Origin of the sequence: Mycolicibacterium austroafricanum, from assembly GCF_000612725.1 — a bacterium.
GTDB classification, from domain to species: Bacteria; Actinomycetota; Actinomycetes; order Mycobacteriales; family Mycobacteriaceae; genus Mycobacterium; species Mycobacterium austroafricanum.
On sequence record NZ_HG964455.1, the window covers coordinates 232,848 to 258,924 of the forward strand.

At 67.1% G+C, this 26,077-nt stretch carries 29 protein-coding genes; 10 read left to right on the forward strand and 19 right to left on the reverse strand.

The genetic code is table 11. From position 1 onward, the window contains the following. Positions 1 to 7: 7 nt before the first annotated feature. On the reverse strand, positions 8 to 1,414 hold the full coding sequence (locus BN976_RS21275; protein ID WP_036367445.1) for an IS1380 family transposase: 1,407 nt from the start codon (positions 1,412 to 1,414) through the stop codon (positions 8 to 10). A 457-nt stretch (positions 1,415 to 1,871) separates the two neighbouring features. Here BN976_RS21275 and BN976_RS34070 point away from each other — a divergent pair, with 457 nt between their 5' ends. Further along, positions 1,872 to 2,696, forward strand: a complete 825-nt coding sequence (locus tag BN976_RS34070) for a hypothetical protein (protein WP_049778068.1) — start codon at positions 1,872 to 1,874, stop codon at positions 2,694 to 2,696. 54 nt (positions 2,697 to 2,750) lie between these two features. Here BN976_RS34070 and nrdF read toward each other — a convergent pair whose 3' ends face one another. The 5 genes from nrdF to BN976_RS21305 all read right to left on the reverse strand — a co-directional run bounded on the left by nrdF (position 2,751) and on the right by BN976_RS21305 (position 8,731). Further along, on the reverse strand, positions 2,751 to 3,713 hold the full coding sequence (nrdF, locus tag BN976_RS21285; protein ID WP_036373636.1) for a class 1b ribonucleoside-diphosphate reductase subunit beta: 963 nt from the start codon (positions 3,711 to 3,713) through the stop codon (positions 2,751 to 2,753). Positions 3,714 to 3,854: 141 nt separating this feature from the next. Beyond that, positions 3,855 to 5,375 carry a flavin-containing monooxygenase gene (locus BN976_RS21290; protein WP_011779292.1) on the reverse strand — a complete coding sequence of 507 codons (1,521 nt, stop codon included), beginning with the start codon at positions 5,373 to 5,375 and terminating at the stop codon, positions 3,855 to 3,857. A gap of 112 nt (positions 5,376 to 5,487) precedes the next feature. Beyond that, on the reverse strand, positions 5,488 to 7,053 hold the full coding sequence (locus BN976_RS21295) for an HD domain-containing phosphohydrolase (RefSeq protein WP_036373639.1): 1,566 nt from the start codon (positions 7,051 to 7,053) through the stop codon (positions 5,488 to 5,490). A gap of 31 nt (positions 7,054 to 7,084) precedes the next feature. Then, complete coding sequence (locus BN976_RS21300; RefSeq protein WP_036373641.1) at positions 7,085 to 7,831, reverse strand: hypothetical protein; 747 nt, start codon at positions 7,829 to 7,831, stop codon at positions 7,085 to 7,087. Between the two features lie 159 nt (positions 7,832 to 7,990). After that, positions 7,991 to 8,731 carry a TetR/AcrR family transcriptional regulator gene (locus BN976_RS21305; protein WP_036374208.1) on the reverse strand — a complete coding sequence of 247 codons (741 nt, stop codon included), beginning with the start codon at positions 8,729 to 8,731 and terminating at the stop codon, positions 7,991 to 7,993. A 163-nt stretch (positions 8,732 to 8,894) separates the two neighbouring features. Here BN976_RS21305 and BN976_RS21310 point away from each other — a divergent pair, with 163 nt between their 5' ends. The 4 genes from BN976_RS21310 to BN976_RS21325 are packed head-to-tail and all read left to right on the forward strand — an operon-like array spanning position 8,895 to position 11,542. Then, positions 8,895 to 10,076, forward strand: coding sequence for a geranylgeranyl reductase family protein (locus tag BN976_RS21310; protein ID WP_036373644.1), 1,182 nt, complete (start codon positions 8,895 to 8,897; stop codon positions 10,074 to 10,076). Between the two features lie 16 nt (positions 10,077 to 10,092). Next, positions 10,093 to 10,656: a hypothetical protein gene (locus tag BN976_RS21315; protein ID WP_036373648.1), complete on the forward strand. Its 564-nt coding sequence runs from the start codon at positions 10,093 to 10,095 to the stop codon at positions 10,654 to 10,656. Positions 10,657 to 10,715: 59 nt separating this feature from the next. Continuing rightward, on the forward strand, positions 10,716 to 11,123 hold the full coding sequence (locus BN976_RS21320) for a VOC family protein (RefSeq protein WP_036373652.1): 408 nt from the start codon (positions 10,716 to 10,718) through the stop codon (positions 11,121 to 11,123). A gap of 2 nt (positions 11,124 to 11,125) precedes the next feature. Next, positions 11,126 to 11,542 (forward strand): VOC family protein, encoded by a 417-nt coding sequence (locus BN976_RS21325; RefSeq protein ID WP_011779285.1) that lies wholly within the window; start codon positions 11,126 to 11,128, stop codon positions 11,540 to 11,542. A 4-nt stretch (positions 11,543 to 11,546) separates the two neighbouring features. On the opposite strand, the gene BN976_RS21330 is transcribed toward BN976_RS21325, so the two are convergent. From BN976_RS21330 to BN976_RS21360, 7 genes are all read right to left on the reverse strand, one after another. Continuing rightward, on the reverse strand, positions 11,547 to 11,879 hold the full coding sequence (locus tag BN976_RS21330; RefSeq protein WP_011779284.1) for a cupin domain-containing protein: 333 nt from the start codon (positions 11,877 to 11,879) through the stop codon (positions 11,547 to 11,549). Positions 11,880 to 11,904: 25 nt separating this feature from the next. After that, positions 11,905 to 12,582: a helix-turn-helix transcriptional regulator gene (locus tag BN976_RS21335; RefSeq protein ID WP_036373655.1), complete on the reverse strand. Its 678-nt coding sequence runs from the start codon at positions 12,580 to 12,582 to the stop codon at positions 11,905 to 11,907. Positions 12,583 to 12,594: 12 nt separating this feature from the next. Beyond that, positions 12,595 to 13,395, reverse strand: coding sequence for a class I SAM-dependent methyltransferase (locus tag BN976_RS21340; RefSeq protein ID WP_011779282.1), 801 nt, complete (start codon positions 13,393 to 13,395; stop codon positions 12,595 to 12,597). After that, positions 13,388 to 14,176 carry an ABC transporter permease gene (locus BN976_RS21345; RefSeq protein WP_199558984.1) on the reverse strand — a complete coding sequence of 263 codons (789 nt, stop codon included), beginning with the start codon at positions 14,174 to 14,176 and terminating at the stop codon, positions 13,388 to 13,390. The genes BN976_RS21340 and BN976_RS21345 overlap by 8 nt, the downstream gene beginning before the upstream one ends. Continuing rightward, positions 14,167 to 14,868 carry an ABC transporter ATP-binding protein gene (locus BN976_RS21350; RefSeq protein ID WP_036373658.1) on the reverse strand — a complete coding sequence of 234 codons (702 nt, stop codon included), beginning with the start codon at positions 14,866 to 14,868 and terminating at the stop codon, positions 14,167 to 14,169. Before BN976_RS21350 ends, BN976_RS21345 begins: the two co-directional genes overlap by 10 nt. Further along, positions 14,865 to 15,359: an MTB12 C-terminal domain-containing protein gene (locus BN976_RS21355; protein WP_036373660.1), complete on the reverse strand. Its 495-nt coding sequence runs from the start codon at positions 15,357 to 15,359 to the stop codon at positions 14,865 to 14,867. The genes BN976_RS21350 and BN976_RS21355 overlap by 4 nt, the downstream gene beginning before the upstream one ends. 177 nt (positions 15,360 to 15,536) lie before the next feature. After that, positions 15,537 to 16,250, reverse strand: coding sequence for a LysR family substrate-binding domain-containing protein (locus BN976_RS21360; RefSeq protein ID WP_011779278.1), 714 nt, complete (start codon positions 16,248 to 16,250; stop codon positions 15,537 to 15,539). A 41-nt stretch (positions 16,251 to 16,291) separates the two neighbouring features. Between BN976_RS21360 and BN976_RS21365 the strand changes: the two genes are divergently transcribed. After that, positions 16,292 to 16,678 (forward strand): DUF5997 family protein, encoded by a 387-nt coding sequence (locus BN976_RS21365; RefSeq protein ID WP_036373663.1) that lies wholly within the window; start codon positions 16,292 to 16,294, stop codon positions 16,676 to 16,678. Positions 16,679 to 16,784: 106 nt separating this feature from the next. On the opposite strand, the gene BN976_RS33875 is transcribed toward BN976_RS21365, so the two are convergent. From BN976_RS33875 to BN976_RS21385, 5 genes are all read right to left on the reverse strand, one after another. Continuing rightward, positions 16,785 to 16,955, reverse strand: a complete 171-nt coding sequence (locus BN976_RS33875; RefSeq protein ID WP_158498039.1) for a hypothetical protein — start codon at positions 16,953 to 16,955, stop codon at positions 16,785 to 16,787. A gap of 123 nt (positions 16,956 to 17,078) precedes the next feature. Continuing rightward, a complete protein-coding gene (nrdE, locus tag BN976_RS21370) occupies positions 17,079 to 19,184 on the reverse strand; it encodes a class 1b ribonucleoside-diphosphate reductase subunit alpha (RefSeq protein WP_084182351.1) in 2,106 nt (701 codons plus the stop codon). A gap of 29 nt (positions 19,185 to 19,213) precedes the next feature. Continuing rightward, the gene (nrdI, locus tag BN976_RS21375) at positions 19,214 to 19,672 is read right to left on the reverse strand and encodes a class Ib ribonucleoside-diphosphate reductase assembly flavoprotein NrdI (protein ID WP_011779274.1); all 459 of its coding nucleotides are present in this window, start codon (positions 19,670 to 19,672) and stop codon (positions 19,214 to 19,216) included. A gap of 70 nt (positions 19,673 to 19,742) precedes the next feature. Continuing rightward, positions 19,743 to 19,994 (reverse strand): redoxin NrdH, encoded by a 252-nt coding sequence (locus tag BN976_RS21380; protein ID WP_011779273.1) that lies wholly within the window; start codon positions 19,992 to 19,994, stop codon positions 19,743 to 19,745. Between the two features lie 749 nt (positions 19,995 to 20,743). Further along, entirely contained in the window at positions 20,744 to 21,295 is a 552-nt protein-coding gene (locus BN976_RS21385) for an NAD(P)H-dependent oxidoreductase (protein WP_036374216.1), read from the reverse strand. Between the two features lie 124 nt (positions 21,296 to 21,419). Between BN976_RS21385 and BN976_RS21390 the strand changes: the two genes are divergently transcribed. The 4 genes from BN976_RS21390 (at position 21,420) to BN976_RS21405 (ending at position 25,164) form a co-directional block, all read left to right on the forward strand. Next, positions 21,420 to 22,010: a TetR/AcrR family transcriptional regulator gene (locus BN976_RS21390; RefSeq protein WP_109489645.1), complete on the forward strand. Its 591-nt coding sequence runs from the start codon at positions 21,420 to 21,422 to the stop codon at positions 22,008 to 22,010. Next, positions 22,007 to 23,071, forward strand: coding sequence for a DNA polymerase IV (locus BN976_RS21395; RefSeq protein ID WP_036373670.1), 1,065 nt, complete (start codon positions 22,007 to 22,009; stop codon positions 23,069 to 23,071). Before BN976_RS21390 ends, BN976_RS21395 begins: the two co-directional genes overlap by 4 nt. A gap of 54 nt (positions 23,072 to 23,125) precedes the next feature. Beyond that, entirely contained in the window at positions 23,126 to 23,842 is a 717-nt protein-coding gene (locus BN976_RS21400) for a GAF domain-containing protein (RefSeq protein ID WP_036373673.1), read from the forward strand. A gap of 155 nt (positions 23,843 to 23,997) precedes the next feature. Beyond that, positions 23,998 to 25,164, forward strand: a complete 1,167-nt coding sequence (locus BN976_RS21405) for an AAA family ATPase (RefSeq protein ID WP_036373675.1) — start codon at positions 23,998 to 24,000, stop codon at positions 25,162 to 25,164. Between the two features lie 4 nt (positions 25,165 to 25,168). Here BN976_RS21405 and BN976_RS21410 read toward each other — a convergent pair whose 3' ends face one another. After that, positions 25,169 to 26,041 (reverse strand): SDR family oxidoreductase, encoded by an 873-nt coding sequence (locus tag BN976_RS21410; RefSeq protein ID WP_011779267.1) that lies wholly within the window; start codon positions 26,039 to 26,041, stop codon positions 25,169 to 25,171. Positions 26,042 to 26,077 lie beyond the last annotated feature (36 nt).

The following is a 26,077-nucleotide window of genomic DNA, read 5'->3' on the forward strand; positions in this document are numbered from 1 at the left end:
TTGCTGGTTATCCGAAAGCGGTGCGTAGGTGTTGCCAGGCGGTCGCGATCGCTGATGCCCATCGCCAGGTGGCGTCGATACGGAGGCGAACCTGGCGGGCGCTGCGAGTGATACGGGCAGCGACGTGCAGGATCCGGTAGCGGAAGGTGGCGATCTCGGCGCGGGCCAGTGCGGGGTGGTCACCGAAGCCGATCAGCCGGGCCCAGGTGACCAGATCGGCGGCGGCCAGCACGATTTCCAGCCAGGCGGCGTTGGCCCAAAACGACTGGCAGGGCAGGTTGCGTAGCCCGGTGGCTTTCAGTTCGCGGATGCGGTCTTCGACGCGGGCGTGCTGGCGGTGCCGCAGCTCCAATCCGGCGACCTGACCGGCAATGACGCCGGGTTCGGTGTCGGTGATGAATGCGGTGACCCGCATCCCGTCGGCATCGGTGAACCGCAGCTGCGCACCCGGGTGGGGCCTCTCTTTGCGCAGGATCAGCCGGGTGCCAGCGGGCCAGTTGCTCAGGTTGACCAGGCCGGTGGCTTCGGCGACCCAGGCGCCGTCACGGATGCCGCCGTCGGTGTCGATCGCCGGATACCAGGCTTGGCCGAGGTTGAGGGTGTCGACCGCGTCCTGGACCCGCGCATCGACGGGGTATCCGAAGGAAAATCCCACCCCGGCGGTGCGGCAGGCGTCGGCGAACTTGTGGGTGGCTCCAGCGGTATCGCAGCGCACCAGCACCCGGCAGGCATCCGAATCTGGTGGACTACCTGGGCGGGGCCGCCATCGCGGCGGCAGCGAGGCCAGCGCGTGGTGCAAGACGATGATGTGGTCGCTGGCGGTGTTGGAGCCGGCGTTACCGGTGCGCAGCAGCCCGGCCAGCGCTTCCCCACCGGCGATCTCGGGACGATCCAGAAACGCCAGCAACGGATGGTGACCATAGGTTTTCTTCCAGGTCGGGGTGGCGCCGGTCTTGTTGTCGGAGTGATCGATGACCAGGGTGGCATCGAGGTCGATGTGCAGCCAGCCCTCACCAGTGGGGGCGGCTCCAGCCGCCCATGCTGCGGCCCGTGCGCCGGCTCGTGCAGCCCGCACCCCGGGCAGGTGGGCGGCGTCGATGCGCTCATCGATCAACCGCCACATCGTGGTTGTCGAGGCCTTCGCGCCGAACACATGTTCACGGTCCCCACACAACTGGCCGACCGCATCGATGCAATCGGCCCCGTCGGCGACCGCTGCGGCCAGATCGGCGAACACCTCACCGGGTGCGTACACCCACGGGCCCCGGTAGGTGTCAGCCAGCACGGCGGTGACCTGCGACGATAACCCCGTCAGATCGGCAAGCTCACGAAGCAAGCCCATCCCGGCATGCGACACCACGCCCTGCCCATCGGCGGACACTTTCACCCGCGCTGCGGCCACGATATTCTTCACCTGCGAGGTGCCTTCCCGTAGGAACGATTGAACCGTAGAGAAGTCCAATTATTCCTTGCAGGACAGGCACTTTCGCGTATCTACACCCCGAAAATCACAACACTTCACGAAAAATCCGGGTTAGGCCGAGATCGGCCGCACGGTGATGGAAGACAGCCACGAGGCGCAGCGCAGCTGACGCCGGTCTGCCCCGGCCTTCACCCGACGGGCGACGGCTGGGGCAGCCGCTCCGACGGCGATCATGACGATGGCAGCCGCGACCCCGGGGCCGCGGCGCACGGTAGACAGCTTCCGACCGTCACGCCTGGTCGTTTAAGGACTTTGGACCTTAAAGAGTGGATCAGTTGTGCTCTACGCGATATGGGGTGGCAGGGGTTAACTGCAAGTGCCCCAAATAGCCTCGTGAAACTAGGTTCATGCGATGCCGAGATCGTCTCGAGTCAGCTCCTGCGCCGTTGTGTCCTCCAAGCGGGCCGCCATCGGCATTGTGACCGTCGGCGTTGCCGCTGTCGCGTTTGCGGTCCCGGCGTCGGCCGTCGACGTCACGCAGTACATTGAGGTGTCGGACTGCGACCAGCCCCAGACACAATGGTGCACACCGATTCCCAGCGTCGATATTTTCACGGTGGACGAAGAACGCTCGATCCTGGTCGAATTCACCGCCAGCCAAAATCACTGCTCCGACATGATTGCTCACATCATCGTCGACGGTGACGAGTGGGGGTCCAACCGCGTCGGGCCCGGAGAGAGCGACGGCGGATACGAGATCCCGGTCACGCCGGGGGTTCACACGATCGCTGTGCAGGCCGAAGGGATAGAGGGTGGCTGCAACACGGGCTATGTCGCTTCCTGGGGCGGAACGCTTCACATTGCAGGGAACACGACTGCCGACGGAAACACCACCACCGACGGGACCACCACCACCGACGGAAATACGACACCGCCTGCCACGACCAACGCACCCACCGCCACAGACGAGACCGACGAAAACTACGACTATGCCGCCGCTCTCGCGCAATGGATGGAAGACGAGGCCGCCAAGATCGCGGCTCAGTCGCAACAGACAGCGACCTACACCTACACCACCACGCTGGAGTGGGTGCTCGGGCCCTACTTCGAGGGCGAATTCGTTAAGGGTGCCAACAGGGTGATCGCAACCCAGAGCGACACGGCGGGCGGCAGCACCACCTGGATATCGAACGAGCAAGGCGACGCACAGAATCCCCAAACGTTCGTTACGAAGACCTGGTTGCGCGACAATTATCCCCAGTTCGCAAGATAGAAAGACCCAGGCAATCGCCCACTATGCGGCCACTGGAGAGGCTAGCCACGTATATCAGAAGTCCCAGTCCTCGTCTTCGGTGTTGACGGCCTTGCCGATCACGTAGCTCGAACCCGAACCGGAGAAGAAGTCGTGGTTCTCGTCGGCGTTGGGGCTCAGCGCGGACAGGATCGCCGGGTTGACGTCGGTCTCGTCACGCGGGAACAGCGCCTCGTAGCCGAGGTTCATCAGCGCCTTGTTGGCGTTGTAGCGCAGGAACTTCTTGACGTCCTCGGTGAGCCCGACCTCGTCGTAGAGGTCCTGGGTGTACTCGACCTCGTTGTCGTAGAGCTCGAACAGCAGCTCGTAGGTGTAGTCCTTGAGCTCCTGGCGGGTCGCCTCACTCTCGAGTGCCAAGCCCTTCTGGAATTTGTAGCCGATGTAGTAGCCGTGCACGGCCTCGTCGCGGATGATCAGCCGGATCATGTCGGCGGTGTTGGTCAGCTTGGCGCGGCTGCTCCAGTACATCGGCAGGTAGAAGCCGGAGTAGAACAGGAAGCTCTCCAGCAGGGTCGAGGCCACCTTGCGCTTCAGCGGCTCGTCGCCCTTGTAGTACTGCATCACGATCTCGGCCTTGCGCTGCAGGTTCGGGTTCTCCTCCGACCAGCGGAACGCGTCGTCGATCTCGGCGGTCGAGCACAGCGTCGAGAAGATGTTGGAGTAGCTGCGGGCGTGCACAGACTCCATGAAGGCGATGTTGGTGTACACCGCTTCCTCGTGCGGGGTGAGCGCGTCCGGGATGAGGCTGACGGCGCCGACCGTGCCCTGGATGGTGTCCAACAGCGTCAGGCCGGTGAACACCCGCATCGTCAGCTGCTTCTCATGGGCGGTCAGCGTGTTCCAGGACGGGATGTCGTTGGACACCGGAACCTTCTCCGGCAGCCAGAAGTTGCCGGTGAGGCGCTCCCACACCTCGGCGTCCTTGTCGTCCTGCAGGCGGTTCCAGTTGATGGCCGAGACACGGTCGATCAGTTTCATGCCATCGCTCACGACAACCCCATTTCACCTGGCTATTTGTAAAGTCGCCGCAGGATCTCCCGCCGCGCCACCAACACTACAACTGGTGTACGACATCGCCGCGCAATACGAGATGTAGTGGTTCGGTGTGTCGCGCCGAAGTCAGCGGAACGTGTATTCGGACTTGTTGAACCGCCGGGTCGCCAGCCAGTACTGCCAGGTCATCCCGCTCCACAACGTGCGGTTGACGCCGTGCTCGTCGAGGTACCAGCTGCGGCAACCACCGGTGCTCCACACCGTGCCGCCGAGGTCGTGCTGGAGTTCGTCGTTGTAGTCGTCCTGCGCCGCGCGGGTCGGCGCCAGCGCCTGCGCGCCGGCCTTGTCCACCGCGGCGATGGCCTTGGCGGCATAGCGGATCTGCGACTCGATCATGAACACCACCGAGTTGTGGCCCAGCGCGGTGTTCGGGCCGAGCAGGAAGAACAGGTTCGGCATGTCGGCGACGGTGATGCCGCGCAGCGCGGCGATCCCTTCCCGGTTCCACCGGTCGACGAGGTCCACCCCGCCGGGGCCCTTGATGTCGACATAGGTGTAGGAGTCGGTGACGTGGAAGCCGGTGGCGAAAACCACCACGTCGGCTTCTCTTTCGGTCTCCCGACCGTGCTCGTCTGTGGTGACGATGCCGCGCGGACTGAACCGGGCGATGCGGTCGGTGATCACCTCGGTGCGGGGGTCGGCGATGCCGCGATAGTAGGTGTCCGAGTTGAGGATTCGCTTGCAGCCCGCCCGGTAATCGGGGGTGAGTTTGCGCCGCAGTTCACGGTCTTTGATCGAGCGGCGGATGTTCCACTTGCCGGCCAGCTCGCCGAGTTTGAGCAGCCGGGGCTGTTTGGTCATCGCGAACCCGACGGCCTCGTGCAGCCAGTAGATGCCGGCGCGCATCGCGGCCCTGGTGCCGGGCACGTTGGTGAACACACGCTGCAGACCCTCGGGGATCGGGTTGTTCGGGCGCGGCATCACCCAGGCCGGGGTGCGCTGATAGAGCTGCAGTTCGTCGACGTCCTTGACGATCTCGGGCACGATCTGGATCGCGCTGGCACCCGTGCCGATCACCGCCACCTTCTTGCCGGTGATGTCGACGTCGTGGTCCCACTGCGCGGAGTGGAACGCGACCCGGCCCGCGGCCAGGTATTCGTCGTACCCGTCGAATTCCGGGATCAGCGGGATGTGCAGCCCGCCGGCGCCGGAGATCAGGAACTGAGCGATGAACTCGCGGCCGTCCTTGGTGTGGACGTGCCAACGCATTTCGTCGTCGTCCCACAGCGCCCGGTCGACGTGCGCGCCGAACTCGACGTAGCGGCGCAGCCCGTACTTGGCCGTGACCCCGAGCAGGTAGTCCTGGATCTCGGGCTGGAACGACCACATGTGGGTCCAGTCCGGCTTGGGTTCGAACGAGAACGAGTACATGTGCGACGGGATGTCGCAGGCGCAGCCGGGATAGGTGTTGTCCCGCCAGGTGCCGCCGATCTCGTCGGCCTTCTCCAGGATCAGGAAGTCGACGCCGCGTCGCTGCAGCTCGATGCCCATCCCGAGCCCGGAGAAGCCGGAGCCGATAATCAGCGCGCGGGTCCGCACCGGTGTCTGGCCGGCGGAGGTGAGGTCAGCCTGTTCAGCGACGGTCATGGCTCCGACTGTACCTGGGAACGCCGGTACCACTTAAATCCCCTTCCGCCGAAATTGCATTCCAGCAGGCCGGCACTCGCGGTTTCGCTGCTGGAATGCAATTTCGGCGAGCTCAGGCCGGGGTGACCAAGCCGTGGTTGAGCGCGAACATGCTGGCGCCGATGCGGTTGGTGGCGCCGATCTTGGCGTAGGTCCGTTCGACGTGGTTGCGCGCGGTTTTCCCGGAGATCCCCAGCGTCGCGGCGATCTCCTTGTTCGAGGCACCACGCGCGACCAGGCACAGCACCTCGATCTCACGCGGGGTCAGGCCGCCGGGCCGGGGGCTGTATCCCCGGGCCCGGTGGCCTGCGGCCTGCAGCACCGCCTCGACGGCCACCTCGTCGAGCCGGCCCTCGCGCACCCGTTCCCGCAGGCGGGCCGCCGCCGACGTCGCAGGCAGCGCATCACGGTACGGACGTGGCTCGAGGGCGGATTGGTAGGCCACGGCCGCCGCGAGAAGCCGGTCGGGAAGGCTCAACGCCGCGGCAGGCAGGCCCCGCGGGTACCCGGAGCCGTCGAGATACTCGTGGTGGTTGCCCGCCACCTGGGCGACCGTGTCGAGGCCGCCGACCTGGCTGAGGATGCGCACCGTCAGATACGGGTGCAGGCGCACCCGCTCCAGCTCCCCCGCAGTCAGCGACGACGGCTTCGACCAGATCTGATTGGACACGCCGATGCGGCCCAGGTCGTGCAGGTGCCCAGCGCGGCGCACCACGGTGACAGTGTCGGCGTCCAAGCCCACCACCGTTGCCGCGCCCGCGGCCAGTTCGGCGACCGCGCGCGAATGCCCAAGTGTGAAAGGGCATTTCAGGTCGACGAAATCACCGAGGGCCACCAGCAGTGCATCCAGTTCCGCGCCGCGCAGCCGCTCCCAGTAGTCCGGGGCCTCGCGCAACGCGACCGTCCAGGCGTCTCCCGGCGCCGGGACCGACAGCACCGCCACCGCGTCGGCGGTGAACGCGTCGACGACCCGCGGATCGAACTGCCCGCCGCGGCGGCTGCGGGCCATCGCGACCGCACCGTCGACGCCGTAGGCGCGGTGGTGCACCTCCACCATGTCGGCGAGTTGGGCCACCCGCATCGGCAACGGGATGTCGTCGCCGCCGACACCGCCGGGCAGTCCGCCGCCGTCGTAGCGTTCGAACGTGTACCCGAGCGCCGACTGCACCTCCGCGCTCACCCCCAGCCGGTCGGCCAACATTCCCGCCGAGGCGCAGTGCGAGTGGATCAGTTGTGAGATCTGACCGCGCGCATCGGCGAGAAGTGTTGCCATCAGGCTCAATCGGTGCAGCAGCGGTTGCCCGCGGCCGGTGTTGGCCATCAGGAACCGCAGATACGGCAGGCCGGTCCAGTCGACCAGGTAGGAGTCGTGCCGGACGGCGATGTCGTCGCCGAACCAGTGCGCGTACTCGTGGGAGTCGGCATGGCAGCCGATCCACATGATCAGCGCGGTGTAGTAGCAGCAGTCACGCTCTGGGCGGTCGAGGCCGAGTCGCTCGGCGATCCTCGTGGCGATGACCGCCGACCGCAACATGTGTTCGGCCGGCTGCCCCAGCCCGAGGTCGATGGCGATGGACAGCGCCGCCAGCAGTTCGGCCCTGCTGGGCGATCGGGCCGGGTGTTCGGCCGGCGGTGCCATCCGCTGATTCTGCCTGTTCACGGCGGACTTCTCAGCCGAACGCCACGGTGCGCTCGGCGGCCCGGTGCCGGTCGGCGTCGTAGTTCTCGAAGTGGCCCGACCCGATGACGCCGATACCGCGCTGCGGCAGCCGGAAGTCGCCGAGACGCGCCTGCCGCATCAGCGGACCGATGGGGCCGAGGTCCTCGCCGCGCAGCATGGCGCGGGAGGCGGCGACGGCCCACACCGTCTTGGGCGCGACCATGTAGCGCTGACCGTTGGCCGCCGTCCCTGTAAGCCGGATGTCACCCGCACCGAGGGTGGGACCGGCGACCCGGCTGATCATCGACAGCGTCGCGGGGTTGGTCCACGCCGCTTCCGGCAGTCGCGTGCCGATCGACGTCATAAGCCTTGTCGCCCAGGTGTTCTGCAACTGCACGGTCCACTGCAGCAGTTTGGGGATCTCGATGTGCACCGACCACGACGACTGCCAGGTGACGTCGATGTCGCACTGGACCGCGTCGTTCGGGGTCGCCGAACTGAAGTACCGCGCGCAGCTCTGCTGGCCGGGCGTGGTGGCGTAGAACGTCCACGTGCAGGCCGGGTCCCGGTGCCAGACGGAGACGTAGGCGGGTGCGAACGTGGTGGCGGGGAACTGGCGCAGCGCCAGGTAGTGGCCACCTGCGAACGGCAGGCCCATGATGCCGAAACCGACGAAGCGTTCGTCGTCTCCGGCGGGCAGGACGGGATGTGCGGTGACGGCCTCGGCGGCGTCACGGGGGGCGAGGTGTGTGTTCATGCCATTGATCGTCGGTGTGCGCCGTGATCACGGCATGAGGCATCCGCCTCAAACTTTTCACGGCCCGCCGAAACTGCGTTGTCACGGCCCGCCGAAATTGCGTTCCAGCAGGTCCGCTCTCGCACTTCCCCTGCTTAGATGCAATTTCGGCGAAGCGGGTTACGCGACCTGTTCGCGGCGCTTGACGCCCTCATGCAGCGGCACGTCCGGGTCGATCTTGATGCCGAGCACCTCACAGGTGCCGTTGATGGAGCCGACCATGATGGTGGTCAGGTAGTCGACGAACTTCTCCGACGGCAACCGGCGCGGGCTGTCCTGTTCGGCGCCCAGCCACCAGTCGGTGGCCGACGCCGCGGCGCCGAACGTCGCGAAACCGGCAAGCTCGAAGGCCGCGTTGTCGAGCTCCATGTCGCTGAGCTCGTTGTTGAACATCTCGGCTATCCCCAACGTGATGTCGCGCCCCTCGTTCAGCGCACGCATCGCCGACTCGCTCTGCTCGGCGAACCGGCCCTGCATCAGGAAACGCACCACGTTCGGGTGCTCGTCGACCAGCCGGACGTACTGCTCGACGGCGCGGAAGACGACGGTGCGCGCGGCGTCGGTGGAGATGTTGATCGACGGGAAGATCGCCGCCCACAACATGTCCCGCATCCGCTGGCCGATCGCCTGGAAGAGATCCGATTTGTCGGTGAAGTGGCGGTAGATCTTGGGTTTGGCGGTGCCGGCCTCTTCGGCGATCTCGCGCAGCGACACCTCGGGGCCCAGCCGGTCGATGGCCCGGAACGCGGCGTCGACGATCTCCGAGCGCACCTTCTTGCGGTGCTCACGCCAGCGCTCGCTGCGGGCGTCCACCTTGACACCCGGCTCTTCGGCGGCGCGCGCCCTCGACCCTCGTCGCACCCGATCACTGTACCCGGCCATGCCTCGCTGACCTGCTCAGACCGTGCGGAGTCACATCGGACGGGCACCTGTGGGGCCACGGGGCCGGGCGGATCCGCTCGACGCGCGCACACAGCGAGTTTGGGTACTATCTCCTGCGACAGCCGCTCGACGAGAGAGATTTATGACGCAGCGATACGACGTGGTCATCGCAGGTGGAGGCCCTTCCGGGTCGGCCGCCGCGTGGCAGGCGGCGCAGACCGGTGCCAAAGTGGTGGTGCTGGACAAGGCACAGTTCCCGCGGGCCAAGCCGTGCGGTGACGGGCTGACCGCACGCGCGGTCAGCTACCTGCAGAAGATGGGTCTGGCCGACGAGGTCGCCACCTACCACCGGGTGAACCGGGTCACCGTGTTCAGCCCGAGCCGCTGGGAGCTGTCGTTCCCGAAGCGTCCCGGCATGCCCGACCACGGCCACACGGTCAGCCGCGAACATCTCGACACCGTGCTGCTCAAGCACGCCGAGTCCGCCGGTGCCGAGGTGCGGCAAGGCGCCGAGGTGGCCGGGCCGGAGTTCGACGCCAGCGGCCGGGTGATCGGCGTGGTTCTCAAGGGCGGAGAGAAGGTCTACGGCGACGCGGTGATCGCCGCCGACGGCGCCTACTCCCCCATCAAGCGCGCGTTGAAGATCGACTCCGAGTACAACGGCTACTCGGCGATCGCGATCCGGTCCGAGATGCCGGCCAACCGCCCGGACACAGACTCGCTGGACATCTACCTCAAGCTGCTGTTCCAGGGTGACCAGCTGCCCGGGTACGGCTGGGTGTTCCCGATGGGCAACGGGATCTTCAACATCGGGCTGGGCTACGTCAACAGCTACAAGAACTGGCAGGCGATCAACGCCACCCAGTTCCTGGGTGACTTTCTGCGCACGCTGCCGCGTGAGTGGGATCTGCCGCCGATCGAGGAGCTCAAGAAGAACAAGAGCGTGCGGGCGTGGCGATTGCCGATGGGCTTCACCGCGTGGCCGCCGTGGCGTCCCGGGGTGCTGTTCACCGGTGACTCGCTGGGCGCAGGCAAGCCGGCCTCGGGTGCCGGCATCTCCAAGGCCCTCGAATCCGGCCTGGCCGCAGGCGAGTGCGCGGTGGCGGCGCTGATGAACGGCGGGCCCGACGACTTCACCAACTACGCGCAGCGCATGGAGGCGGCGTGGGGCCGTGAGTACCGGCGCGGCCGCTACATGCACAAGTTGATCGGACAGCCCAGGCTGGCCGCCGCCGGCGTGAAGCTGATCGACAACGCGGCGTTCCGGGACCGCATGCTCAAGGCGCTGTACAAGAAGGCGCAGGGTCCGCAGCACAGCTTCTGATCGTCGGCGGGCACGGATGGTCGGCGTGGGCGGAGCGCAGCTCGGCACCGTGGCTGCGGCACGCCTCGCTGCCCGCGGCACGGTGGTCATCGAACGCGGCATGTCCGACGACGAGTTCGCCCGTGTGGAAACAGATTTCGGCTTCGAGTTCGCCGACGACCATCGGGCGTTCCTCGCGGCCGGGCTACCGGTGGACGCCTCGTGGCCGAATTGGCGCGGCGAGGGACGCAGAAGTCTGGCCAAGCGGCTGCAACTCCCGGCCGACGGTGTCCTGTTCGCCGTGGAGTGGGGCGGGTTCTGGGGCGACGGCTGGGGGCAACGTCCGTCCCGGATGAAGGACGCGTTGCGCACGGCGAGGTATCAGCTGGCTCGTGTCCCGCAGCTGATCCCGGTGTATTCGCATCACTACCTGCCCGCCGGCCGCGGATCGTTCGGCCACCCGGTGTTGTCGGTGGTGCGTACCGACGTCACCTGCGGGGGCGCCGACCTCGCCGACTACGTCGACAACGAATTCGGCCCCGGTCACCGCGCCCCGGGCGCGCGTCCGACCGTCGGGTTCTGGTCAGATCTGGTGGTCTGAACAGCCCGGTCATGATCGGGCACGGACGAGATGTCGGTGCTCACGGGTACACCTAGCACATGACTTCAGGGCATCTGACTGCGTTCATCTGTTACCGCGATCCCGACGCGGCGGTCGGCTGGATCACCGAGGTACTGGGCTTCGACGTCGTACGCGAGTTCCGTGACGACGGCGGCCTCATTCACGCTGAACTGCGGCGCGGCGACGCAGTGGTGTGTGTGCAGCACGACGACCGCGGCTACGACGTCCCCGCCGTCAAGGGCGACTGCGTCGGCTCCGGGCTGTACGTGGTCGTCGACCAGGCTGACGTCACCGCGATCCACCAGCGTGCGGACGGCCGCGGCACCGCGGTGTTGATCCCTCCGGAAACCACACAGTGGGGCAATTTCCGGACGGAGCTGCTCGACCCCGAGGGGCGACAGTGGTCGATCGGCACCTACCTGCCCGGGCAGCCAGGAGACTGGTGAGCATGGAGCAACGAGTCAGCTTGATCACCCTCGGTGTCGACGATCTCGTCCGGGCCCGGCGGTTCTACGAGCAGGGCCTGGGTTGGGTGCCCAAGGCGGCCCCCGAGGGTGTCGTGTTCTACCAACTCCCCGGGATCGCGCTGGCGCTGTTCGGCCGCGACGATCTCGCGCAGGACGCCCACATGCCGGTCGACGGCCGCTTCAGCGGCATCACCATCGCGATCAACCAGCGCACCGAAGCCGACGTCGACGCGGTGCTGGCCCAGGCCAAGGCAGCGGGGGCGACGATCCTCAAGCCGGCCGAGAAGGTGTTCTGGGGCGGCTACTCGGGCTACTTCGCCGATCCCGACGGGCACGTCTGGGAGGTCGCGCTGAACCCGGAATGGACGATCAACGACGACGGGACGCTGACGATCTGAGCACTCAGCGGCGGGCGACGACGGTCAGCAATACGACGGAATCCTCCAGCGCCACCAGGTTGTGGATCTCATCCGGGATCACCAGATAATCACCTTCCCCGCCGTCGACGCTGTCCGTCGCCGTTCCGATCTGCACCTTGCCGCGCAACACCAGAAGCGTTGCCTCACCCGGACTTTCGTGATCGTCGAGCCGGTTTCCCGCGGCCAGCGCGAGCACCGTCTGCCGCAGCGTGCGGTCCCGCCCACCGAATACGGTGTGCGCGGCCCGCCCGGCGCTCGCCACCCGTGCCGCGTCGAGTTGTTCGTCACCGACACTCTTCAATGACAAGGCGTCCACGGTCGCCGTCCTTTCCGATCGATCATCAGCCTCGGGCCGGGCGAAGGAGCAAACCGATCTCGCACGAGCCCGCGTGCGGATCCGGGGTCACCGCGACGCTGTAGTTTCCGCCGATCGACGCGGCATTGACGTCGATCACTTCTTGAATCATGCCCTGCTGGATACCGCGGACCACTTCGGGTGCCGCCTTGGCGACCTCGGCGAGCGGGCATGTGCACAGCTGCACGGTCACCTCGCCGAATGACGACAGCACCGAGCGCACTTGGAATCCCAGCTCTGTCAACGTGGCAACGACCAGGTCGGCGATCGAGGTCTCGTGGCGCGGCCTGGCCAGGCGCACCCGGTGAGCCAGGTCGGCACCGATACGCCGCGCCCGCGATTCCCGTTCCCGCGGCGTGCCGCCCAGGTGCGTGGCGAACAGGCACACGATGTCGGCGTAATCCAGCCGCGGGGCCAGTTCGTAGGTCAGCTTGGGCCGCCCCGCCCCCGCCGCCTTGGGACCGCGGCCCCGCCGCACATAGCCCTGGGACTCCAGTGCCGACAGGTGAAACCGTGCGGTGGTGACATGGATCTGCAGAGTGTCGGCGACGCCCTGGGCGTCGAGAGGCCGATTCGTCTCACGCAGCAGCCCCAGCACCTTCTGCCGCTGCCGGCCCGCGGCCCGGTCCGACGCCTTGTCGGTGTCGCGGCCTTGTACTGCCATAAGACGAGTGTGTCACTGCCCCGGCACGACGCCGACGACCGCGACCGCGGTCAGCGAGCGGCGGTACCGCGCAAAGGTGGCGCGCATCCCGAGCACCCGGCGGCGCGCGGCGGGACGGCGGATCATGTTCCCGACGATGCGCAGCGCACCGAACAGTCCCTCGTCGGCCAGCACCCGGGCGGGACTGAGCAGTGCCATCGGGGCCTGGTCGACGGTCTCGACCTGAAAACCCGCCTCGGTCAGCAGCGCTGTCCACTCCGCGATGGTCAGGGGGCGTGCATTCACCTTGATGGCACGAGACATCTCGCGCCGGATGTCGTCCTTGATGTCCTGGGACAGGTCATCTGGGGTCAGACCGAGTTCGTGAATGGCGTAGCGGCCTCCTGGCCGCAGCACCCGGAACGCCTCGGCGATGATGGCGCGCTTGGCCTTCTCGCCCTGCATCGTCAGCATCGCCTCGCCCACCACCACGTCGGCGCTGCCGTCGGGCAACCCGGTGGTCGACGCGTCGGCGACCACCACCGCGCCGTTGACCGGGGCAACGATGGCCTTGACGTTCTCGGTCGCCGCGGCCGTGTCGTCGACCCCGACGTACGAGCGCGGCTGTGCCGCGATGATGTCGGATGCGGTGCGGCCCAGGCCGGGCCCGAGTTCGACGACGTCGGATCCGCCGATGCGGGCCGCCGCGAGCAGGCGGGTGGTCAGCTCCAGGCCACCGGGACGCAGCACCCGCTTGCCCAGGCGGGCCAACAGCCAGTGCCCGGGAAGGTCGGCGTCCGACCGCTCGGCGAGCGGAAGGGGTGAATCAGCCATGGCGGACAGTCCTTTCGACGGCGGCGACCACGAAGACCGCCGTGAACAGTGAACACACGTAGAGCAGGGCGGCGTTCTGCCCCCACGGAGGCGTCAACACGGCGTCCTGGCCGGTGGCGTAGACCCCGTTGAGGACGGGCATGAAGCGCTGCAGGAACGCACCGCTCGGCAGGTACCCGGCCGCCGACTCGAAGGCGTAGACCCACACCAGGATCACGGCCGCGGCGCCGAGCGGGGAACGGATGAGCGCGCCGACACCGACCCCGGCACCGGCGGCGAAGAAGCTGAGCAGCGGGACGGTCCACAGCAGCCGCAGCGCGACCGGGTCGGCGGCCGACACCGACCCGTACACGTGCGGCGACAGCACCGGAAGGGCGACGAGCACGACGAGCAGCGCGGCGACGGCCACCACGGCCCCGAGCGCACCGTGGAACAGCCATCGGCCGACCAGCACCGGCCATTGGCGTCGCGCCGCCAGCCGCACGTATTCGTCTGCCCGATAGCGATTTTCGGAAGCCTGACCGTCGGCGGCCCCGAGTGCCACCACGACGGTGGTGACGGTGATGACCCAGTAGGCCGCGTTGGAGGTCGGCACCTGAAGCACAGAGATCTGGCCGGGGATGCGTGCGAAGGTTTCGGCTGCCAGCGCGATCGCGAAGGTGATCACCGCCGGCACGGCGACGGCCGCGGGCACCAGGACGGTCCACAGCCGGCTGCGACCCGAGGTCCGGACGAGCTCGGCGCGCACCCCGCGCGCCACCAGCTCGGCGCTCACGCGCACGCCACACAGTCGAGCAGCGTGGACTCCAGCCAGTCACGAGAATCCGCGCCGGCCGGGATCACGTCTGCCAGCGCTCCGTCGAGCCGCGGTTGACCCGCCTCCAAAAGGATGACGCGATCGGCGGACAGCACCACCTCGGCGAGCAGGTGAGTGGCCACCACCACCACGCAACCGGTGTCGGCGAGCTGTCGGAGAAGGCCACGGAACCAGACGATTCCAGGCACATCGAGTCCGTTGAGCGGCTCGTCGAAGAGCAGCGCCTGCGGCCGGCACAGCAGTGCCCCGGCGATGGCGAGGCGCTGCCGGGCACCGAGTGACAACCCGCCGATCCGGTTGCAGCGCTGGGCGGACAGACCGGTCTCCTCCAGCACCTGTGCCACTCGGCCGTCGTCGACGCCGGCCAGCGCCGCCAGCCAGCGCAGGTGCCGGGCGACGGTGTGCCGCGGGTCCAGCGCGTCGGGCCCGAGGTGCGCACCCACGAGATGCGGGTCACCGAACGGGGTTCGACCGCTCACGGTGACCGCGCCGCCGTCGGGTCGGTCCAGGCCGGCGATCAGCCGCAGCAGGGTGGTCTTGCCCGCCCCGTTGAGCCCCAGCAGTGCGGTCACCGCACCGGCGGGAAAGGTGACGGTAACGTCGTCGAGCGCCCGATGTGGACCGAAAGACTTTGTCAGACCGTGGGTTTCGATCATTGGAAATTGCAGGGAATCGGCAGACCGATCGTCTTGATGCCGTTGCACAACGACTTGCTCGCCAGCTTCCACCGGCCGTCGATGCGACGCCATTCGGCGACGACCGCCACGGTCGGTGCACCCTGGCGGCTGGCGTTGATGACCGCGGTGTGCAGATCCGGTTCGTGGGTCTCGGGACCGGTCACCATGCTCGATCCCTTCGGCGACCGGAAAAAGCCGACGCGGTAGATCATCTTCGGCACGACCACGGCGCGGTCACCGCCTTCGAGTTGCGCCGCCTTCACCCAGTCCGGCGCAGGCGTGGCGACCAGAAGCCGGATCTGTGCGTCGAGTTCGGCGAGCGTCGGCACCTCAGAGGTGATCGCGAACTCCTGCGGACCCTGGGGGTCGGCGTGGATCTCCGGATCGGCGGCCGCACCCGGAGCCAGGGTCAGCGGCACCGTCGCCGCCGCGAACAGCGCTGCCGCAGCACCGCGACACCATCGCATCATGACCGCTCCTCATTAACAGGAAAACTTTCCGGCTAATGTAGGAGACGCGGGTGAAATAGGCAAGCCTTACCTTTTTAAGGTTAGGCAATGTTGTGCCGGGAACCCACGATCACCTCACATCACCCGCCCTGCCGGCGTCAGCGTCGACCGCGCTCGGCGCGGCCCGGCGTGGCGGCGTCAGCGTCGACCGCGCTCGGCGCGACCCGGCTTGCGGGCGACCTTGCCGGCAGCAGCGCGGGCGGCCTGCTTCGCGAGGGTTTTCTCCCGTGCGGTGCGTTTCGGTGCCGACTGGGCCTGCCCGCGCGACGAACCGGGTTTACGGCCCCGCACAATCCCGATGAACTCCTCGACCAGCGGCGACTGCGCCCCTTCCGGGAAGGCGAGCGCCACGGGGCATGTGGGCGCGTCGGCGATGGCGCGGTACGTGAGGTCCTTGCGGTGATACAGCCGCGCCAGCGACTGTGGAACGATGAGCGCACCGACCCCCGCAGCCACGAGTTCGATTGCATCCGAGGTGGTTTCGGGTCGGTGATGGACCGGGTCGCCTGGAGCGTCCGCCCAGGCGACGACGTTGTCGAGTGGCAGCAGAACCGGCTCGCCGTCGAGGTCCGCGGCGGTGATCTCGTCGGCGGCAGTGAGGATGTGGTCGGTCGGCACCACGGCCACCGTGGTCTCCTCGTAGAGAGGGATGACCGACAGCCCGGACGTGTCGGCCGGCAACCGGAGTACTGCCACGTCGACGATGCCGGCCCGTACTTCAGCGGCCGCGTCTGCCGCGGCGAGGGTGCGCAACTGCAGCGGAGCCTCGGGGTGGCGCTCCGCCCAGATCCTGGCCCACTTCGCGGGCGTCCCGCCGGGGACGTATCCGAGGGTGAGTGAGCACCGGGTCACCGCATCAGGCTACCGTCGGGTCTCATCGATAGGCTGGTGCCATGAGCAGGCCGAACGCGCAGTCCATGAAACCCGCCACGGCGGCGAAGAAGCTGGACGTGTACCTGCCCGCGACTCCTGCGGAGTTCCAGCAGAACCCGATCACCCGCGCCGAGCTGGCCACCCTGCAGGAGAATCCGCCGCAGTGGCTCAAGGATCTCCGCAAGAACGGGCCGCACCCGAAGAACCTGGTGGCGGCCAAGCTCGGCATCTCGATCGCCGGTCTCGCGCGGGGCGGCGTGGTCGATGCGCTCACCACCGAGCAGATCAACCAGCTGCTCGAGGAGAAGCCGGAGTGGCTGGTCGCCGAACGGGAGAGTTACCAGAACGTGCTGCGCGAGGAGCGACGCTTGAAATCGTTGCGGGCGGAGCAGGCTCGCGAGAGCTGATCGATGCCGGGCGTCAGCTACGGGCCCTCCGCGAACGTGCTCTGGCGGTAGTGAGGAGCGCCTCGCGGCTACCGTCACTGCACACTCGCGATCAGCGCCGGCGCCACTAGCGCCGGTCGAACATCTCGCCGATGCGGTCGAAGAAGCCGTCGATGCGCTTCTCCAGTCGAGTGCCTTTGACCCACTTCTCCCACGCGTAGATCAGGGCGAACATCGCGGCAACGATGCCGAAAACCAAAGCGGTGACCCAGATTACCTCGGCTATGACCGGGCTCAACACAACTCCTCGATGCCGCGGCCGCACGGATCTGCCTGGACGCTCCGATCGATGCGGTACCGGGTACGCGCGCTGCAACTACTCAAGGCCATTCGCCGAGATATGCCTGCCAGCGACCAGCCGTTACAACATGCAGCTGACGCAACCCTCCACCTCAGTGCCTTCGAGCGCCATCTGGCGAAGCCGGATGTAGTACAGCGTCTTGATGCCCTTGCGCCAGGCGTAGATCTGCGCCTTGTTCACCTCACGGGTGGTGGCGGTGTCCTTGAAGAACAGCGTCAGGCTCAGCCCCTGGTCGACGTGTTGGGTGGCCGCGGCGTAGGTGTCGATGACCTTCTCGTAGCCGATCTCGTACGCGTCCTGGTAGTACTCCAGGTTCTCGTTGGTCATGTAGGGCGCCGGGTAGTAGACCCGCCCGATCTTGCCTTCCTTGCGGATCTCCACCTTGCTGGCGATCGGGTGGATCGAACTGGTCGAGTGGTTGATGTAGGAGATCGAGCCGGTCGGCGGGACGGCCTGCAGGTTCTGGTTGTAGATGCCGTGCTGCTGCACCGACTCCTTGAGCTGCTTCCAGTCGTCCTGGTTCGGGATGCGGATACCGGCGTCGGTGAAGAGCTGGCGGACCTTGTCGGTCTTGGGCTCCCACACCTGCTCGGTGTACTTGTCGAAGAACTCCCCCGATGCGTACTTCGACTTCTCGAAGCCCTTGAACGCCGTACCCCGTTCGATCGCAATGCGATTCGACGCACGCAGGGCGTGGTAGAGCACTGTGTAGAAGTAGATGTTGGTGAAGTCCACACCCTCGTCGGAGCCGTAGAAGATCCGCTCGCGCGCCAGGTAGCCGTGCAGGTTCATCTGGCCGAGGCCGATCGCGTGCGAGTCGTTGTTGCCCTGCTCGATCGACGGCACCGAGGTGATGTGGGTCTGGTCGCTCACCGCGGTCAGCGCCCGGATCGCAACCTCGATGGTCTGCGCGAAGTCCGGCGAGTCCATCGCCTTGGCGATGTTCAGCGATCCGAGGTTGCAGGAGATGTCCTTGCCGATCTTCTTGTAGGACAAGTCGTCGTTGAACTCCGACGGCGTGGAGACCTGCAGGATCTCCGAGCACAGGTTCGAGTGGGTGATCTTGCCGTCGATGGGATTGGCCCGGTTCACCGTGTCCTCGTACATGATGTACGGGTAGCCCGACTCGAACTGCAGCTCGGCCAGCGTCTGGAAGAACTCGCGCGCCTTGATCTTCGTCTTGCGGATCCGGGCGTCGTCGACCATCTCGTAGTACTTCTCGGTGACCGAGATGTCGGCGAACGGAACGCCGTACACGCGCTCGACGTCATAGGGCGAGAACAGGTACATGTCCTCGTTCTTCTTGGCCAGCTCGAAGGTGATGTCGGGGATCACCACGCCCAGGCTCAGCGTCTTGATGCGGATCTTCTCGTCGGCGTTCTCACGCTTGGTGTCGAGGAACCGGTAGATGTCGGGATGGTGCGCGTGCAGGTACACCGCTCCCGCGCCCTGGCGGGCGCCGAGCTGGTTGGCGTAGGAGAACGAATCCTCCAGCAGCTTCATGATCGGGATGACGCCCGAGCTCTGGTTCTCGATGTTCTTGATCGGTGCGCCGTGCTCGCGAATGTTGGTCAGCAGCAACGCCACTCCACCGCCGCGCTTGGACAGCTGCAGCGCCGAGTTGATCGAGCGGCCGATGGACTCCATGTTGTCCTCGATGCGCAGCAGGAAGCACGACACCGGCTCGCCGCGCTGCTTCTTGCCCGAGTTCAGGAACGTCGGCGTGGCCGGCTGGAACCGGCCGTCCATGATCTCGTCGACCAGCTTCTCGGCCAGCGTGGTGTCGCCCGAGGCCAAGGTCAGCGCGACCATCACCACACGGTCCTCGAAGCGCTCCAGATAGCGCTTCCCGTCGAAGGTCTTCAGCGTGTAGGACGTGTAGTACTTGAACGCGCCGACGAACGTCGGGAAACGGAACTTCTTGGCGTACGCGCGGTCCAGCAACTCCTTGACGAAGTTGCGCGAGTACTGGTCGAGCACCTCGCGCTCGTAGTACTCCTTCTGAACCAGGTAGTCGAGCTTCTCGTCCTGGTTGTGGAAGAACACCGTGTTCTGGTTGACGTGCTGCAGGAAGTACTCCCGCGCCGCCTGCACGTCCTTCTCGAACTGAATCTTGCCGTCTGCGTCGTACAGATTCAGCATCGCGTTCAGCGCGTGGTAGTCCATCTCCCCCGGAAGCGCGTGCGCGCCGGTGGTTACAGGTTCTGCAGCTGTGACGGTTGGTGACACGTCTGGTCCTTCCGGGCGTCGGCCCAAAAATCGGTCAGGCCCTGACGGACGGCGAAGACGTCGTCCGTGGTGCCCATCAATTCGAAGCGGTACAGGAACGGGACGCCACACTTGCGGGAGACGATGACCCCCGCGTAGCCGAATTCGGCCCCGAAGTTGGTGTTGCCCGCGGCGATGACGCCGCGGATCAACGATCGGTTGTGTTCGTCGTTGAGGAAAGCGATCACCTGCTTGGGGACGTAGCCCCCGCGGTCGGGATCGGGACCATTGGCGTGCCCTCCGCCATAGGTGGGCAGTACCAGCACATAGGGCTCATCGACCTGGATGCGCCCGTGGATCGGAATCCGCGTGGCCGGCAACCCCAGCTTCTCGACGAAGCGGTGGGTGTTCTCCGACACGCTGGAGAAGTAGACGAGATTGCTCATGGTGACCCCCCCCTACTCCTGGACTGTCCGATACCCGCTACTCATCGACTGTGGCCGATGGCCACTGCGCTCACGCGGTGGCGGCGACGCCCGCCAGCGCCTTGATCCGGTCGGGACGGAAACCCGACCAGTGGTCGTTGCCCGCCACCACGACGGGAGCCTGGAGGTAGCCGAGCGCCATCACGTAGTCGCGGGCCTCGTTGTCGAGGCTGATGTCGACCACGTCGTAGGCGATGCCCTGCTTGTCGAGGGCCTTGTAGGTGGCGTTGCACTGAACGCAGGCCGGCTTGGTGTACACGGTGACGGATGCTGGCTGGGTCATCGGCGGTACGGCTCCTATCGAGAAGACGGGGGTGGGCTGGCAACTGCTGCGTTCGTGCTTGTCGCTAAGTTTCAGCGGCCCGGCAGCCTTCAAAATTCCAGGCCGTCCGGGCGCTGTTCCGGCGGATCGGAAATCCGACACTCCTGGAACTTCTGGCTCCGGCCGGCCCCTACATCTTGGGGGTCCGTCGGTGTTCGAAACACTACACCTAGTGTCCGACATTCAGAAGAACTACCAGATGTTCTGAATGACATTTTTGAAATTCCCAGGTCGTAAGCACTTCGAGGCGTTTCGAACCGGCGTGTCGCACATCACATCGGCGTGTCGCTCCCTTCGGCTGTGCGGAGGCCACAGGTGTACCAGGACCCACCGACAACGGACGGCAGGGCCGACCACCGTCACACCCCTTGCAGCAAACACGCGACCACCCCGGCGCCGGGGCAGCAAAGCCCATTCACCGGGGTGGAGGACAAGTCCTTCCAGTCCGCGTCGTCCGATTGCTCCGTCACAGTGGCCGGCGGGCAACGGCCGAGCCCGTCGGAGCTACCTGCAAGGCGGGGTTCACCACTTCGGTCCCGCCCGTCACACACGTCCACGTCTCGCAGCGGTCCACTCGCACTTCTGCTGGAAACCGTGGATGTGTGCGACATCCGGGACCCGTGTTACCGGGAAGGCTCAGCCGGCGATCACACATCGCGTGTCGAATCGACCGGGGATTCCCGAGGTCGCCCGACGTCGGCCGCCCATAGTCAGCCGATCTCGGCGGCCAACTTGCCGACGATGTCACGCAGACGGGCCACCACCTCGGCCTGCTCGCGGGGATGCTTGCCGTCCAGCGTCGTCGTCGGGATCGACAGCTCGAGATCTTCGACGACCCGGGGGCCGGCGATACCGAACGACTTGCGGGTCTCGTTGTGCGCCCACACGCCGCCGTACTGGCCCAACGCCGCACCGATCACCGCCACCGGCTTGCCCTTGAGCGCGCCGTTCCCCCAGGGCCGCGACAACCAGTCGATCGCGTTCTTCAGCACACCGGGAATGGTGCCGTTGTACTCGGGCGTGATCACCAGTGCAGCGCCCGCACGGGCGGCGGCCTCACGCAGGGCGACCACGGGTTCGGCGACGTCGTCGGTGTCGAGGTCCTCGTTGTAGAACGGCAACTCGCCCAACCGGTCGAACAACTCGAGGGCGACCCCGGCGGGCGCTGTCTCGACGGCCAGTTCGGCCAACTGACGGTTGATCGACGCCGCGCGCAGACTCCCCACCAGAACCAGCACCGTGTTGTTCTCATCCTGCGCCATCTTCATCCTCTCGATCGTCGTTTCGGATACTCCCACCGAACGAACCGGACCACAGTCCGTTGTATTCCGGCTGAGTTAAAGTTGCGAGGTGAGCGCGGCGCAGGACCGAAACGGGCTACCGGTACTGCCGGTGCTGGCGGAGGGCGATTCGACTCCGCCCGAACGCGGGGACGCCGCGCGCAACCGGGCACTGCTGCTCGACGCGGCCCGGCGACTGGTCGACGAACGCGGCGCCGAGGCCGTCACCACCGACGACATCGCCGCAGCGGCCGGGGTCGGCAAGGGCACGCTGTTCCGCCGGTTCGGCAGCCGCGCCGGGCTGATGATCGTCCTGCTCGACGAGGACGAGAAAGCCCTGCAGCAGGCCTTCCTTTTCGGGCCGCCGCCGCTGGGTCCCGAGGCGCCGCCGCTGCAGCGTCTGCTCGCCTACGGCAGGGAGCGGCTGAAGTTCGTCGACAGCCACCACGCCCTGCTCTCCGACGTGGGCCGCGATCTACAGATGCGATTCAACGCCCCGGCGACCCTGCACCAAAGCCACGTTCGGTTGCTCTTGGAGTCCGCGGGCACCACCGGCGATCTCGATGCCCAGGCGACCGCGCTGCTGGCGCTGCTCGACGCCGACTACGTGCACCACCAGCTGCACGACCGCGGGCGCACGCTCGCCGAACTCGGCGACGCCTGGGAGACGGTGGCACGCAAACTCTGCGGCTCATGACCACCCCCGGGACCGGACCCGGCAAAGAGTGGATCCTGCACGTCGACATGGATCAGTTCCTGGCGTCGGTCGAGCTGCAGAGGCATCCGGAGCTCGTCGGGCACCCGGTCATCGTGGGCGGCAGCGGCGATCCGACCCAACCGCGCAAGGTGGTCACGTGCGCGTCCTACGAAGCCAGGCAGTTCGGTGTGCACGCCGGAATGCCGTTGCGTTCTGCGGCGCGACGCTGTCCCGACGCCACGTTCCTGCCCTCGGATCCCGAGGCCTACGACGCCGCCTCCGAACGGGTGATGGGCCTGCTGCGCGACCTCGGCCACCCCGTCGAGGTGTGGGGCTGGGACGAGGCCTACGTCGGCGCCAGGGTGGCCGATCCGCTTGCGTTGGCCCACCGGATCCAGCATGTCGTCGCCGCGGAGACGGGCCTGTCGTGTTCGGTAGGCATCAGCGACAACAAGCAGCGGGCCAAGGTGGCGACCGGCTTCGGCAAACCCGCTGGAGTGCATGCCCTCACCGACGACAACTGGATGCTCACGATGGGCGACCGTCCCGTCGACGCACTGTGGGGTGTGGGACCCAAGACCGCGAAAAAGCTTGCCGCCATGGGCATCACGACGGTCGCGGACCTGGCGGGCACGGATGCCGCCGTACTGACGACGGCCTTCGGCCCGACCACCGGGCTGTGGATCCTGCTGCTGGCCAAAGGCGGAGGCGACACCAAGGTCAGCGCCGAACCATGGGTGCCGCGGTCCCGGAGTCACGTCGTCACCTTCCCCCAAGACCTCACCGACCGCAGCGAGATGGCAAGGGCCGTAGCCGATCTCGCGCAATACACACTGGCCGAGGTGACCGAACAACAGCGTGTGGTCACCCGCGTCGTGGTCACCGTGCGCACCAGCACCTTCTACACGCGAACCAAGATCCGCAAGCTCAGCTCACCGACCACCGACAGCGACCCCGTCGTCGGGACCGCCCTGGATCTGCTCGGCCAGTTCGACCTCGATCGCCCGGTCCGGCTGCTCGGGGTTCGCCTGGAGCTCGTCATGCCGGACTCCGAGCGCTGACGACTTCCTCAGACGCGCTGCGCCTGTGCTCGGCGGCGCGCTACCGTGGCGGCCATGGGGTCGACGGTGTCGGGGTTTGACGAGTGGATGAACGACGCCCTGGACCACGAAGCCGCGAAATCCGGAGAATCCGTCGAGCTGTACGTCAGCCGCGCGGTCGCCGGCCGGATGGCCCTCGAACGGGCCCGCCGCGGCGACCACGGCCTCGACGAACTGGTCGACCACATCCGCGAATTGGATCTGGAGATACCCGGGCGCTCCGCAGACCTGGCGAGCGGCTCCGTCATCTCCGATCCCGAGCGGCTTCAGGCGCTCTACGAGAGTGGGCTGCTCAACACCGAGCGGGCCGGCAGCCTCGACCGGGTCGTCGAGATGGTCGTGGCGGCCCTGGCCGTACCGTGCGCGGCCGTGACGTTGCTCGACAAGGACACCCAGTACGTTTGCAGCGCGATCGGCCTCACCGGCGAACTGGCCGTCACCAGGAAAGGGCCCATCGAGGGCTCGCTCGGTCGGGAGATCCTCATCTCCGGCCAACCCCTGATCGTCGAGGACGCGCGCCGAGAACCCCTGTTGCAGGACCACTACGCGGTTCGCGACGGACTGGTGGTGGCCTACGCCGGCTTCCCGCTGACGGACGCCGCCGGCCACACCATCGGAACGTTGAGCGCCTGGGACCTCAAGCCCAGGCGGTGGACCTCAGGCCACCTCCAACTGATGGAGGACTTCGTCGCGATGCTCCGCGCGCGGGTCTTCGGTATCCAGCCGGACTGATCGGCTCACCCGTCGGCACGTCGAGAACTGGTCGATCTGGCTGGACGTGAAGCTCCTGAGGCTCACGGTGTTGGCCGTGTTGAAGCGCGCCGAGTGACCAGACCGTAGCGCGTCGCGTGAAACGACGTGTCGGGGCGGGGCAATACGCTCGGGGCATGCTCGACACTGTCGCGATCCGCGGATACCGCTCGCTGCGCGAAATCGTGCTACCGCTGCGCCGGCTCACCGTCATCACCGGCGCCAACGGCACCGGCAAGTCGTCGCTGTACCGGGCACTGCGTCTGCTCGCCGACTGCGGCCGCGGTGAGGTGATCGCATCGTTCGCCCGTGAAGGCGGCGTGGAGTCCGCGATGTGGGCCGGCCCCGAGCACCTCGGTGGCGCACGGCGCACCGGTACCGCCCAGGGCGGGCCCCGCACCCGGCCGGTCTCGATCGAGCTGGGTTACGCCGCAGACGATTTCGGATACCTGATCGATCTCGGCCTACCCCAGGCACGGGAGACCGCGTTCGGACGCGACCCGGAGGTCAAACGGGAGCTGGTGTTCGCCGGACCCGTGGCCCGCCCGACCGCCACGCTGGTGCGCCGGGTGCGCGGTCTGGTCGAGGTGGCCGCCGACACCGGGCGCGGCTTCGATGCGCTGGCGAGCAACCTGCCCGCGCACCGAAGTGTGCTTGCCGACTGGGCCGGCGCCGTGCCCGAACTCGTGATGGTGCGGGAACGCCTGCGGGACTGGCGGTTCTATGACGGATTCCGCGCCGACAGCCATGCCCCCGCCCGGATGCCCCAGGTGGGCACCAGAACTCCGGTGCTGGCCGACGACGGCGCCGACCTGGCGGCCGCGGTGCAGACGATTCTCGAAACGGGCACCGACGATTTCGGTCGCGCCGTGGCCGATGCGTTCGACGGGGCCACGGTGTCGGTGTCTGTCACCGACGGCCTTTTCGACCTGCACCTGCGTCAGCGAGGCATGCTCCGCCCGCTGCGCAGCGCTGAGATGTCCGATGGCACATTGCGTTTCCTGCTCTGGGCGGCAGCGCTGCTGAGCCCCCAACCGCCGTCACTGATGGTGCTCAACGAGCCGGAGACCTCACTGCACCCCCACCTGGTGCGTCCGCTGGCGGAATTGATCGACGCCGCCGCGACACGCACCCAGGTCGTCGTGGTGACACACTCGGCGACACTGCGGACAAACCTGGGTGCCCAGCCGATCGGGTCGGACGGCGACGCCTGGGAGATCGAGCTCTACAAGGACTGGGGCGAGACCAAGATCGCCGAGCAGGGCCTGCTGACCACGCCACCGTGGGACTGGGGTAAGCGGTAAACCCTCAGCGCTGCTTGGGATTCGGCCGCAGCGCACGGGTGAACAGCACGTTCACCTGCTTCATCGTGACGCTGTACGGCACCCACGCCGTCCGCTTGAACAGATACAGTGCGCGGATGTCGTGGGAGGTGAAGACCAGGTATCGATTCTTGACCACCCCGCGCAGGATCTTGTCGGCCGCGACCTCGGGAGAGACCGCGTGACCGGCGAAGCGGTCGGTCCACTTGCGCACGTTCGGGTCGTCGCGGTCCACGCCCGCGATGTGCACCGTGTCCACCAGCGGGGTCCGCACCGCCCCCGGCACCACCACGGACACGCCGATCCGGTGCCGCGCGAGGTCGAACCGCAGCACTTCGGACAGCCCGCGCAGACCGTATTTGCTCGCGCTGTAGGCCGCGTGCCATGGCAGCGCCACGATCCCGGCAGCCGAGGACACGTTGACCAGATGACCGCCGCGGCGCGCCTCGATCATCGGCGGCACGAAGGTCTCGATGACGTGGATCGGCCCCATCAGGTTGATGTCGACCAGCGACTTCCAGTGGTGATGGGTGAGCTTGTCGACGGTGCCCCACGCCGACACCCCGGCGATGTTCATGACCACATCCATCGCGGGATGGGCGGCGTGGATGTCTGCGCCGAAGCCGGCGACCGCGTCGTAGTCGGAGATGTCGAGCGCCCGGTGGGCGGCCACCACAGCGCCGAGCGCACGGGCGTCGGCGACCGTCAGCGCGAGCCCGTCGGCGTCACGATCGGTGAGGAACAGTTCGGCGCCGCGGGCGGCCAACTTCAGCGCCGTGGCGCGCCCGATCCCACTGGCGGCGCCGGTGATCAGACACCGCTTACCGGCAAAATCGTCAAATCCGTTCCGGTGCGCCATGAGACGTGACACTACCGGCGGGCCGATGCGGATACC